11 protein-coding genes and 2 other annotated features are annotated in these 13,009 nt (G+C 39.5%); all 11 genes read left to right on the forward strand.

Going from position 1 to position 13,009, the window contains the following annotated elements:
- The 11 genes from FHY45_RS20925 (at position 1) to trpA (ending at position 13,002) form a co-directional block, all read left to right on the forward strand.
- A complete protein-coding gene (locus tag FHY45_RS20925) occupies positions 1-318 on the forward strand; it encodes an ATP-binding protein (protein WP_306821553.1) in 318 nt (105 codons plus the stop codon).
- Between the two features lie 175 nt (positions 319-493).
- A complete protein-coding gene (locus FHY45_RS10340) occupies positions 494-1,360 on the forward strand; it encodes a GNAT family N-acetyltransferase (protein WP_139891825.1) in 867 nt (288 codons plus the stop codon).
- 215 nt (positions 1,361-1,575) lie between these two features.
- The gene (gene sucA / locus FHY45_RS10345; RefSeq protein WP_066107008.1) at positions 1,576-4,416 is read left to right on the forward strand and encodes a 2-oxoglutarate dehydrogenase E1 component; all 2,841 of its coding nucleotides are present in this window, start codon (positions 1,576-1,578) and stop codon (positions 4,414-4,416) included.
- 16 nt (positions 4,417-4,432) lie between these two features.
- Positions 4,433-5,686, forward strand: a complete 1,254-nt coding sequence (gene odhB, locus FHY45_RS10350; RefSeq protein WP_066107005.1) for a 2-oxoglutarate dehydrogenase complex dihydrolipoyllysine-residue succinyltransferase — start codon at positions 4,433-4,435, stop codon at positions 5,684-5,686.
- A gap of 353 nt (positions 5,687-6,039) precedes the next feature.
- Positions 6,040-6,289 (forward strand) — a binding site (T-box leader).
- Between the two features lie 42 nt (positions 6,290-6,331).
- Positions 6,332-6,567, forward strand: a binding site (T-box leader).
- Between the two features lie 51 nt (positions 6,568-6,618).
- Positions 6,619-8,010, forward strand: coding sequence for an anthranilate synthase component I family protein (locus FHY45_RS10355; protein ID WP_175354298.1), 1,392 nt, complete (start codon positions 6,619-6,621; stop codon positions 8,008-8,010).
- Positions 7,991-8,584, forward strand: a complete 594-nt coding sequence (locus FHY45_RS10360) for an anthranilate synthase component II (protein WP_066107002.1) — start codon at positions 7,991-7,993, stop codon at positions 8,582-8,584. The genes FHY45_RS10355 and FHY45_RS10360 overlap by 20 nt, the downstream gene beginning before the upstream one ends.
- Positions 8,577-9,614 carry an anthranilate phosphoribosyltransferase gene (gene trpD / locus FHY45_RS10365; protein ID WP_066106999.1) on the forward strand — a complete coding sequence of 346 codons (1,038 nt, stop codon included), beginning with the start codon at positions 8,577-8,579 and terminating at the stop codon, positions 9,612-9,614. Before FHY45_RS10360 ends, trpD begins: the two co-directional genes overlap by 8 nt.
- Positions 9,599-10,390 (forward strand): indole-3-glycerol phosphate synthase TrpC, encoded by a 792-nt coding sequence (gene trpC / locus FHY45_RS10370; RefSeq protein ID WP_066106995.1) that lies wholly within the window; start codon positions 9,599-9,601, stop codon positions 10,388-10,390. Before trpD ends, trpC begins: the two co-directional genes overlap by 16 nt.
- Positions 10,387-11,004 carry a phosphoribosylanthranilate isomerase gene (locus tag FHY45_RS10375; RefSeq protein WP_066106992.1) on the forward strand — a complete coding sequence of 206 codons (618 nt, stop codon included), beginning with the start codon at positions 10,387-10,389 and terminating at the stop codon, positions 11,002-11,004. Before trpC ends, FHY45_RS10375 begins: the two co-directional genes overlap by 4 nt.
- Positions 11,005-11,009: 5 nt before the next feature.
- Positions 11,010-12,209 carry a tryptophan synthase subunit beta gene (gene trpB, locus FHY45_RS10380; RefSeq protein ID WP_066107807.1) on the forward strand — a complete coding sequence of 400 codons (1,200 nt, stop codon included), beginning with the start codon at positions 11,010-11,012 and terminating at the stop codon, positions 12,207-12,209.
- Complete coding sequence (trpA, locus tag FHY45_RS10385) at positions 12,202-13,002, forward strand: tryptophan synthase subunit alpha (protein ID WP_139891826.1); 801 nt, start codon at positions 12,202-12,204, stop codon at positions 13,000-13,002. Before trpB ends, trpA begins: the two co-directional genes overlap by 8 nt.
- Positions 13,003-13,009: the final 7 nt, after the last annotated feature.

Consider the following 13,009-nt stretch of genomic DNA (forward strand, 5'->3'; position numbering starts at 1 on the left):
ATCAACTTAATCAAGAACAGCGTGGAGGCTATGCCTGAAGATAGAGATGATAAGAAAATATTGATTAAGACCGAATTGGAAAATGAACATATTATTATTCATTTTATTGATACAGGCAAGGGAATCCCTTCAGCTAACTGGGAAAGTGTATTTGACCCATTTATCTCAATAGACAAGCGGGGAATGGGATTGGGATTACCATTTGTTAAGAAAACAATCATAGAGCATTTGGGGAATATTACAATTTCTAAAAGCTCACCTGAAGGAACTCATTTTATAATCGAGCTTCCACAGAATGGAATATTAGACATAAACTAATTTGCAGCACACAGTCTACTATAAATTAAGCAGCAATCCTCTATAGGGGTTGCTGTTTTTGTTATACAATAGTAGTTAGTTAAAAAAATATTATGTAAACTCACAAGATTTTAAATTAAATTGTTTTGAAATATATAGATTAGAAGGATAATAGAGACAAGGAGGATGAGCCAAAATGAATATCGTATTCTATGACACGATTAAACCTTTTAAGGACAAAATCGAGCTTATCCTTTTAAAGGATGAAGCGAAGCATAATGTCATCCTGGGATTGGTGAATAAATTGATCCAAAATCCATCAGATACTATAAAACTTTTCATGTGTACAGTGGAGGTAAAGGATCAGACTGTCCTGATTTTTTTACGAACTCATCCACATAATCTGCTTATTGCAGGCGATCCAAACCAAAAAGAAGCTATTTCCTTTGCTGTAAATAAATTTGTTGAAGAAGGGTTCATGTTTCCAGGGATAACAGGCGAAAAGCAATTAGCGCATTTATTTGCTGATGAATGGAAGTGTGTAACGGGAATTGAGGGCTCTATTGGCGTGGAACAGGGAATCTATAAACTGACAAAACTGAATTCTGTTCAAATCACAAAAGGGTATTTACGTATGGCAGGCCATGAAGATGCTCCCTTAGTAGCTGATTGGATTAAAAAGTTCACTAAATATACGGTTGATAATCTCACTTACGAAGATTGTCAGGCAAGGGCAAATGATTATATCAAGGAGAAGTCCTTACATTTATGGATTGATCAGAACAGACCGGTATCGATGGTGAAGTGGGCTCGGCCAACGCAAAATGGAATTGTAGTCTCGCTGGTTTATACTCCCGATGAAGAGAGAGGGAAGGGGTATGCGAGCTCGGCCGTTCACACTTTTTCGAAACAACTTCTTGAAAACTATTTATTTTGCAGTTTATATACGGATTTATCAAATCCAACTTTAAATTCAATTTATCAAAAAATTGGCTATGAATGGGTATGTGAATCCAGCATGATTCAATTTGGAATTAATCAGAAAGGAGAGTTGGTTATATAATCAATTCTCTTTTTTTGCTATTTCATAATAGCTGATTTTTTAGAAAGTTTTGATTTTCTCGTAAATTAAGTGCAAACCTTTGGGTATATTCACCAAAACATGGTAGAATAATGTCGGAAATGTTTTATCCTTCCGACTCTTTCGATAACATTATTATTATATATTATTCAGTCGCAGGATTAAGGCAAAACAATGTTTAACAGGGGGATTTCATAATGAAACTTGATACACCTGTAACAAACCCTTGGCTAGAGTTTCAGGGGCCAAACTTGGGTTACGTCCAGGAAATGTACGAAGTTTTTTTACAGGACCCAGAGCAAGTGGATCCGGATTTGGTGAGATTATTTGAAGAATGGGGACCTCCAAGATTAGAGGAAACCGAACAAACAAGGGGTAATCAAAGTAAGGAAGTTTCAGACGGTCAGTTCACAGCAAAAATGATGTATAAAGTATCGCAGGCTATCAAATTGGCTGAGGATATTCGAATAAACGGACATTTGGCCGCTGATATTTATCCATTGTACAGTAAGGTAAAGAAAGATATTAATTTAGGATTGGGTAAATATGATTTAACGACTGATGATTTGAAAGCGATGCCAGCTTCCTTAATCAGTGATGTTTTGCCTGCAAACATTCAAAATGGCCATGAAGCCATCGAATATTTAAAAGTTTTATATACGAGAACGATTGCTTTTGAATTCGATCATATCCATGACATGGAAGAGAAAAAGTGGCTTACACAAATGGTTGAACAAACAGCCTCCGGTTTTGCAATCTCGGCAGCTAAAAAGAAAAATTTGTTGAAGCGCTTAACTGAAGTGGATGGATTTGAGCGATTCTTACATAAAACCTTTGTTGGACAGAAGAGATTTTCAATTGAAGGTGTAGATTCTTTAGTTCCACTTCTTGATGAATTAGTTTCAAGATCCGTTCGCGGCGGAACTAATTCTATTAATATCGGAATGGCACATAGAGGCAGATTGAATGTACTGGCTCATGTGCTGGGTAAACCGTACAAAAAAATATTCTCTGAGTTTCAGCATGCTCCAGATAAAAAGTTGGTGCCATCTGAAGGATCCATTGGTGTTACATTTGGATGGACTGGCGATGTGAAATACCACTTAGGCGCAGATCGTAAAATTAAAGAAGAGAATACAAGAGAAGCGGTTATAACGTTAGCAAATAATCCGAGTCACTTGGAATTTGTTAATCCCATCGTAAATGGATATACAAGGGCTGTACAGGATGACAGAAGCCAAAAAGGATTTCCTGTACAGGATTCGAATTCCAGTATGTCAATTATTATTCATGGAGATGCAGCATTCCCAGGTCAGGGAATTGTGGCGGAAACCTTGAATTTAAGTCGCCTTAATGGGTATCAAACAGGAGGCACCGTTCATATTATCGCGAACAATATGATTGGATTTACAACAGAAAGCCGGGATTCCCGATCCACTCGATACTCAAGTGATCTGGCGAAGGGATATGAAATCCCGATTATCCATGTCAATGCGGATGATCCAGAGGCTGTATTAGCAGCAGCTTATGTAGCTATTTTATATCGTCAAAATTTCAAAAAAGACTTTTTAATAGATTTAATTGGATACAGACGTTATGGCCATAACGAAATGGACGAGCCAATGACAACCAATCCGGCCATGTACAAGATGGTGCATGAGCATCCAACACCTAGAGAGGTGTATGCAAAGAGACTAGTCGATGAAGGACTTGTAACGGAAGAAGAGGTCGCTCGTCTGGATCAGGAACATTTTGATATGTTGAAAGAGTATTATAATCAAGTGGGTGAAAAGGAAGATTCTCCGCTTGAAGCAGCTGATGTTCCAAAAATTATTGAATCCGGGATTCCGAATGTAGATACAAAAGTAGAGCTTGACGTATTAAAGCAAATAAATGCGGAGCTTTTAAAACGACCTGAGAACTTCAAGGTATTTAATAAACTGGATAAAATCCTTATGAGAAGACAGAATGCTTTGGAAGAAGGAAATAAGGTAGACTGGGCTTTGGCTGAAACGTTAGCATTTGCAACTATCTTACAGGATGGTACACCGGTTCGCCTTACTGGACAGGATTCCGAGCGCGGTACATTTGCTCATAGAAACATTGTTTTACATGACAGTGAAACCGGAGAAACCTATTCACCGTTACATGGACTTGAAGGGGCAAAAGCTTCCTTTGCGGTTCATAACAGTCCGTTGTCCGAAGCAGCTGTGATTGGATTTGAATATGGATACAATGTTCAATCCCCGGATACGCTCGTTTTATGGGAAGCCCAATATGGTGATTTTGCCAACACTGCGCAAGTATTATTTGATCAATTTATTGCTGCTGGGAGAGCGAAATGGGGCCAAAAATCTGGCTTAGTCATGCTATTGCCTCATGGTTATGAAGGCCAGGGACCGGAACACTCCAGTGCACGTTTAGAGCGCTATTTATCATTGGCAGCGGAGAATAACTGGACTGTAGCTAATTTAAGTTCAGCAGCTCAATACTTCCATATTTTAAGAAGACAAGCAGCTATTTTAGGAAAAGAAGAAGTACGCCCACTGGTATTAATGACGCCAAAGAGCTTGCTGAGAAATCCGACTGTTGCGAGTACTGCTGAAGAACTGAGTGACGGTGAATTCAAGTCCTTTATTGAACAGCCAGGCTTAGGAACAAAAAAAGACAGTGTGGAAAGAATCGTTTGCTGTACAGGTAAAATGGCAATTGATTTATCTCAGGCTATTGAAGCTCAAGAAAATCTTGATTGGCTTCATATTGTGAGAATTGAAGAAATCTATCCATTCCCACTTAAAGGGGTTCAAGAATTATTTGCATCCTACCCGAATCTAAAAGAGATTGCATGGGTACAGGAAGAGCCTAAAAATATGGGCGCGTGGAATTTCGTTGAGCCACGTTTAAGAATAGCAGCACCAGAAGGGGTTAAAGTTGAGTACATCGGCAGAAGAAGACGATCCAGTCCTGCAGAGGGAGATCCAACCATTCATAAACAAGGACAAAATCGTATTATTAACAGCGCATTAACTCGCGAATAGAGGAGGAAATATAGAGATGGCAGAGGTAAAAGTACCAGAATTAGCGGAATCAATTACAGAGGGAACAATTGCACAATGGCTTAAACAACCGGGTGAAAAGGTTGAAAAAGGTGAATATATCGTTGAGCTTGAAACAGATAAAGTAAATGTTGAAATCATCTCCGACTATGAAGGAGTTTTGACAGAGCAATTAAAAGAAGAGGGAGATACGGTTCTTGTTGGGGAAGCAATTGCGATGGTAGATGCTGATGGAGCGCCTGCACAGAGTGAAAAACAAGAACCTGTTGCAAAAGAACAAGTAAAAGAAGAGCCAAAAGCAGCACCTGCTCCTGAACCAAAAGAAGAAGAGAAAAAAGGAAATAAAACAGTTGCTTCTCCGGCTGCACGTAAATTAGCAAGAGAAAAAGGAATCGATTTGGATGAAATCCCTACAGTAGATCCACTTGGAAGAGTGCGCAAGCAGGATGTAGAATCCTACAATGGTCATGCACAAGCCAGCGCGCCTGCATCTAAGCCTTCAAAACCGGAAGCTAAAAAAGCAGCATCAGCACCGGCTCAGGTATCTGGTAAACCGGAAGAACGTGTGAAAATGTCACGCAGACGCCAAACAATCGCGAAACGTTTGGTTGAGGTTCAACACAATACAGCGATGCTGACTACATTTAACGAAGTAGATATGACGAATATCATGAACCTTCGTAATAAACGTAAGGATGCATTCCAAAAAGAAAATGATGTGAAATTAGGGTTTATGTCCTTCTTTACAAAAGCCGTGGTTGGTTCACTTAAGAAGTATCCACTGTTAAATGCAGAAATCCAAGGTGATGAGCTGCTTATCAAAAAATACTATGATATCGGTGTAGCAGTATCTGCTCCAGAAGGCTTAGTAGTCCCTGTTGTCAGAGATGCGGATCGTATGAACTTTGCTGAAATTGAAAAAGAAATTGGCAGCTTGGCTAAAAAAGCACGTGATAATAAATTGGCCCTATCAGATTTACAGGGTGGAACCTTTACTATCACAAATGGCGGTGTTTTCGGTTCCTTAATGTCAACACCTATTTTAAATGGAACACAAGTAGGTATTCTTGGAATGCACGGTATTAAAAAGCGTCCGATTGCTGTTGAGGATGACAAAATTGAAGTTCGCCCAATGATGTATATCGCATTATCTTACGATCACCGTATTGTCGACGGAGCAGAAGCAGTTAGCTTCCTAGCGAATGTGAAAAAATTAATCGAAGACCCTGAATCTTTATTGCTTGAGGGATGATTGTTTAACTAACAAAATAAATTAATAATTAATGTTGTATCATACAAATGATATTTACTTAAAGAGTGCCAGTTCTTACTGAATTGGCACTCTTTTTTTGAAAATCGTATAAACTACACCCTTCTATCAAGCCTTTGTATTGTAATTAGAGGATAGGAAAACGCAATAATACTTAAAGTTGCTTGTTTCTAATAGATAAATTAATACAAAATCTATGAGAGATATGATCCCTTTCATTAACATATAGTCATTTTTCACTTTGTCTGACTAAAAATGCATCATTTTACCTATATTTAACTGAATAGATTGACAATTCAAAAGAGTTAATTTAATATTAACAACAACTTAAACATAATAATGCGTTGATGAAGAGTAGTAGCATTTGAAGGAGTTTTAGAGAGCCGATGGGTGGTGGGAATCGGTACGATTTCATTTGTGAATGGACTTCGGAGTTGCCGAGCAGAACGTGAGTTATTCAGTATGCTTTGGTCGATTTAGCCAATCGTTAAAATAGGCTGACAGTTATTTCCATAGTCTGTCATAAAGTGGATTGCTGAATTCAGCAATCAATTAAGGTGGTACCGCGGGTCTCTCGTCCTTTTTTCAAGGATGTGAGGCCCTTTTTGTATGGGATAAAATTGAATAAATAAAACGTTAAGAAAGAGGAGTAGCATAAAAACATTGCACTACAGAGAGCCGGAGTGGGTGAGAACCGGTATGCAGGCTTTATGTGAATGGGCTTTCGAGTGATTCCCTGAAAGATTAGTAGGGGAATACGGGATTCCGCCGTTAAAAGGATAGGATATTAAATGATGGATTCCTTCCTCATCGTATCTGAAAGAGATCCAACGGGGGTGGCACCACGATTATACGTCCTCCATAAGCAATTTATTTGCTTATGGGGGATTTTTTTATTTTCAGGGGGGATTAGATTGAGGAAACCTAACATAATCAGGCAACGACTGAAAGCCGAGGAAAAGAACAAACTTAGAAATATAGAAGACATTGCTAAGTCTTATAAAGCTGTGCTTGAATTTCCATCTCCGAGCGGTGGCAGGACAAAAATTGTTGCCTTTAACCTATATGCAGAAATCATGACGAGTATAGATGGTACGTTCTTTAAAAAAGGTCAAATGAAAAAGAAAGTGAATAATCCGCATGAGTTTATAAAAGCGTCCCTTGCAATCGATGATGCCCTTTATCCTGATCTGCCATTTATAGGAGGTTCCATTGGATTTGCCGGTTATTCGTACAGTTTTCTCTTTGAAGAAATAGATTCGCCGGAAATGAATCCGGTTGGTATTCCGGATTTTCATTTTCTCTATCACACAGATTATTTTATTTACAGCGGTGATGATTTCTCCGAATGCAGCCACCTCCATTTAGACTATGAAGGTGAACGATCAGAGGAAGAATTGGCTAAAAACATGAAGTACTTTCGGGAAAAACTATCCACATATAGCCAGGCTTCTGGAAATGAAATGTATTTGATTCACGGAATTAAAAGCAATACGAATCAGGAGAAATTTATTGATACGGTTAATGAATTAAAATCCAGAATACGGAACGGCGATATATTCCAGGCTGTCTTGTCGCAGCGATGGACCGGTTCATTTAGGGGAGACCCGGAAGATTATTATGGGAAGTTAAAGCAAGAGCATCCTGATACATTCCAGTTTCATATTAATTTTGGCTCCTATCACATTGTGGGTTGCTCTCCTGAACGATTGATTGCGATCGATCAGGGCGTTATTCACTCTAATCCGATAGCTGGTACAAGACGAAGAGGCTCTACTCTTCAAGAAGACGAAGAACAGATTGCCAGTTTAATAGCGGATGAAAAAGAGAAGGCAGAACATGTCATGCTGGTGGATCTTGCTAGAAATGATTTGGGGAAGATTTGTAAGCCGGAAAGCTTAAATATTAAACGGTTTATGGAGATTGAATCATTTAAAAATGTAATCCATCTTGTTTCAGAAATTACAGGCCAATTAAACGAAGCGATTCATCCAATGGACGCAATTAAAGCCTGTTTGCCGGCTGGAACCGTATCGGGCGCGCCAAAGATAAGAGCGATGCAGTTAATCTCAGAGGCTGAACAGGAAAGAAGAGGGGCTTACGGCGGCGGTGTTGGTTTTATCTCCTATGGTGGTGAATTGGACCTGGCCTTAGCAATCCGAATGATGGTAATTAAAGATCAACAAATTCATTTCCAGGCTGGCGCTGGTATTGTCTATGATTCCATTCCGGAAAATGAATGGTATGAAACACTTCATAAAGTTGGATTTAAGGAGGATGGGATAAATGATTTTACTTATCGATAATTTTGATTCCTTTACGTATAACCTCTATCAGCTTTTATTAGAACTGGGGGAAGAGGTACTGATTAAACGAAATAACGCCCTTACGATTCAAGAAATAAAAGATTTATCACCAACATCAATTGTCTTATCACCCGGACCTGGTCGGCCTGAAGAGAGTGGGATATGTAAAGAAATGATTAAAGCTTTTTATAGCCATATTCCTATTTTAGGCGTTTGTCTAGGGCATCAGGCCATTGGCCAGGTGTTTGGTGCTACGGTAAGTCGAGCTGGAAAGATCAAACATGGTAAATCATCAAAGATCATCCATACAGGAGATGAAATTTTTAAGGGTACACCTCAAGGGTTTCAGGCAATGAGATACCATTCTCTAATTATAAAAGAAGAGACATTGCCAAATGAGTTTAAGATTATAGCAACTTCAGAGGATGATGACGAGATTATGGCCATTCGTCATAAGCAGTATCCCTTATACGGCGTTCAATTCCATCCTGAATCAATAGGAACGCCCTATGGAAAAACAATAATTACTAATTTTCTTAATAGTACTGTGAAGGAGGCAGTCTTGCATGAATGAGTATCTTTTCAAATTAAGTAAAGGAAAGAGTTTATCAGAGGGAGAAATGACAGATGCTGCAAAACAAATGTTAAGTCCAACTGTTTCTGAAGCGGAATTGGCTGCATTTTTGATGGCTATTGGATTGAAGGGATACGGGAGTAAGGAACTGTATATTATCGCAGAAATGATTCGAAAGGAATCGACACATCAGCTAGGAACTATCCCGGAAGCCATGGATAATTGTGGTACCGGAGGCGATCGCAGCAATAGCTTTAATATCAGTACGGCATCAGCATTTGTTTTGGCAAGTGCCGGAATCAAAATGGTGAAGCACGGAAACAAAAATATGACGAGTCAATCCGGCAGCATGGATGTGCTGAACGCATTGGGCATTAATACGATTAATCAAAAGGAAGAAGCTAGGAAAGCTATTCATCAAGCTAACTTAGTATTTTTGAATGCTGGACATATCCACCCAAAATTAAAAAGAATCGCTGCAGTTCGGAAGCAATTGGGTATTCCTACGATTTTCAATGCAATCGGACCCTTAACAAACCCAGTCCATTTAACCTATCAAATGGTTGGTGTGTATGATGTAAAACTATTAAAGCTGTATGGAGAAGTATTGTTGAAGGCTGGGAGAAAAAAGGCTGCCATTATCCATGGAGCGGGTAATATGGATGAAGCTTCATTGTCTGGCGAAAACAAGCTATATTTTGTTCAGAGTGGTCTAATAACAGAAGAAGCCATCCATCCCAATGACGTTGGATTGAAAGTATCGGACAATAGCCGTTTGACCGGTGGTGAGCCGTCTGAAAATGCAAAAAAAATGATTGGTATCTTCTGTGGGGAAAAGAATCCATGTCGTGATGCCGTCCTTCTAAATGCAGGAATTGGTTTATTTGTATCAGGGAAAGTTTCTACGATCCAGGAAGGAGTCATGTATGCGGCTGAATTAATTGATTCAGGTGCTGTCTATCGGAAATTACTTGAAGTTAGGGGACCGGTTCAAACGAAAGGGGCCAATGATATATGCCAACCTATTTAATGAATATCGTGGAGCACAAGAGGAGAGAGTTAAGCAAATCAACCGCAATTGAATTGTCAAATGACATCAAACGAATGCAGGTAAGAGATACTTTTGCTGAACGAATCAGAAGTCAGTCTACCCTTGGTGTGATTGCAGAATTTAAACGGTCATCTCCATCAAAAGGAATCATTCAATCTTTGGCCGACCCAATAGAGGTAGCTAATCAATATAAGGAAGGCGGCGCTGACGGCATATCTGTTTTAACGGATAAAGAATATTTTAATGGAAGCTTTGAAGATTTACAGGTTGTAAGCAGTCATATAGATCTGTCAGTCTTATGCAAGGATTTTATATTGGAAGAATCTCAGATTAATCAAGCCTTTTTATCGGGGGCAAGTATAGTCCTGTTGATTGTAAGAATTTTATCACCTGGAAAATTAAAAGCATTGTATGAGTATGCTCTCCATCTACATTTGGAAGTTTTACTGGAAGTGCATGATGAGGAGGATTTAATGGCAGCTCTGTCCCTTAAACCGCAATTGATTGGCATAAATAATCGAAATCTTCAAACATTTAACACAGATTTAGCTGTTACTGAAAATTTAATCAAATTGATTGACGATCCGTCGACTATTGTCATTAGTGAAAGTGGAATCAAGAATGTTAATGATTGTTTACGTGTTGCCAATGCAGGCGTGGATGCAATCCTAATTGGGGAGGCATTGATGAAGCATCAAGATCCCGCTCAATTTGTAAAAGAAATCAAGAAAATTGAAAGAAGGTACAGTCGGTGAAGGTGAAAATCTGTGGAATACAAACCGTCGAGCATGCATTAGCAGCTGAAAAAGCAGGTGCGGATGCCCTTGGATTTATGTTCGCCGAAAGCAAGCGAAGAATTATTCCTGAGAAGGCCAAACCAATCATCTCCAAACTGGAAGGTGAAATCTGGAAGGTCGGTGTCTTTGTTAATGAAGAGGTAGAAACGGTGAAACAAGTGGCACGATATTGTGGATTGACAGCCATTCAGCTTCATGGAGAAGAAAAGCCGGCAGACTATTTGGAGGTTGGATTGCCGATCATTAAATCGCTAGGAATTAAGCCTGCTCAGGCAGACTTAGATGTTGGTGATGTTAAGCATGCTGATTATATTTTATTGGATGCTGAAGCACGGGAATATAGAGGTGGAAACGGAGTGGCATTTGATTGGGAAAAGGTTAGAGGACTAGGAGCTAAATATCCTACTATCATTTTAGCGGGAGGCTTGAATTCTGAAAATGTAAGAGTTGCGATTGAGGTTGTAAATCCGTTTATGGTTGATGTGAGCAGTGGTGTTGAGGTAAATGGGAGAAAAAATACGAGAAAAATCTTTGAATTTATAAAAATGGCAAAAGAGGGGGAAATCAAGTGAATCAAATAAAAGAATATCCAGATAAAACTGGCCGATATGGGGAATATGGAGGAAGATTTGTACCGGAAACATTAATGCCGGCTTTGTTCGAATTGGAGGAAGCCTATAAAACGATTGCGCAGGAAGAGTCATTTATTACTGAATATCAATTACTTTTGAAGGATTATGTAGGAAGAGAGACTCCGTTATACTATGCGGAAAATTTGACCGAACATTTAGGTGGTGCGCGGATTTACCTTAAAAGGGAGGATTTAAATCATACCGGGGCTCACAAAATTAATAATACACTTGGTCAGGCCCTGCTTGCCAAAGTAATGGGCAAAACAAGAATTGTTGCGGAAACAGGTGCCGGCCAGCATGGAGTCGCGACTGCTTCAGCCTGTGCCTTGCTTGGTTTGGAAGCAGTAATCTTTATGGGTGAAAAAGATGTGAAGAGGCAAAAACCGAATGTATTGAAAATGGAATTGTTGGGTGCAAAGGTAGTGCCTGTACAACAAGGAAGCTGTTCACTGAAGGATGCCGTAAATGAAGCTTTACGTTACTGGGTCGGTCATATTGAGGATACACATTATTTATTGGGATCTGTGATGGGACCCCATCCTTTCCCGCAAATTGTACGAGATTTCCAGAGTGTAATAGGTCGGGAAACCAGGGAGCAATTCTTAGCTTTACACAATCGATTGCCAGATGAAATTATTGCCTGTATCGGCGGTGGCAGTAACGCGATGGGGATGTTTTACGAATTTTTAGAGGATGAACAGGTTACTTTAGTAGGCGTGGAAGCGGCTGGCCATGGGTTAGATACAAATGAGCATGCAGCATCCCTTTCAAAAGGAGAAAAGGGGATTCTGCATGGCGCACTCATGTATCTCCTGCAGGATAAAGCTGGACAGATAGAGGAAGCTCATTCTATATCGGCTGGACTAGATTATCCGGGAGTCGGACCGGAGCACTGCTTTCTGAAGGACGAGGGAAGAGTTGAATATATATCTATTCGAGATGATGAGGCATTAGAGGCATTTAAGCTGTTAACAAGAAAGGAAGGAATTATACCTGCGCTCGAAAGCTCGCATGCGATAGCGGAAGCAGTCAAAAGGGCACCTAATATGGGGAAAGATCAGTCTATTGTGATTTGTTTATCTGGGAGAGGAGATAAAGATATGGATACCGTCATGAATGTAGTTGGAGGTGCGGAGCATGCCTAATAAGCTAGTAGATTGTTTTTCAGAGGCTAAAAAGAGTGAAAAAAAAGGGTTTATCCCCTATATTATGGGCGGTGATGGAGGGCTTGATCAGCTTGTTCCGACTATAAAGTACTTTGAAAGATTAGAGGCTTCCGCCATAGAAATTGGAATTCCATTTTCTGACCCAGTAGCTGACGGACCTAGCATTCAGGAAGCAGGTTTACGTGCCCTGGAACAGGATATTACTTTGGAGGATATATTAAATGAATTAAAGAATACTGAGGAAATTATTGAAATTCCGTTAATAATGATGACGTATGCAAATCCTGTTTTACGCCTTGGGATTTCAAAATTTGCTGCCAAGTGCAGAGAAGCCTCCATTAGTGCCTGTATCATTCCAGATGTTCCCCTGGAGGAAGAGCAGATGTTTAAGAAAGAGCTCAGTAATGAAGGGATTGTGTTAATCAGAATCTTACCTTTAACAGCAAATCCAACTCGAATGGCAAAGCTTTGTGATGGAGCGGAAGGTTTTATTTATGCAGTAACGGTAAATGGGACAACAGGAGAACAGGCACAGTTGAATGATGAAGCCTTTAAAGAACAAATCCTACAACTTAAGCAGAATACGGATTGTCCAATCTATGCGGGATTTGGAATATCCAATGCAAAGACGGCCAATCAATTGTATGACTATTGTGATGGAATTATTGTAGGGAGTAAGGTTGTAAGTTTACTGCATCAAAAGGGCCATAAGGAATTGGAGTCCTTTGTTAAAGAATTGATTAGAAATAAGGCAAAACAAACAACCAGCTAACAATTTG

This window comes from Bacillus sp. D386, assembly GCF_006346415.1.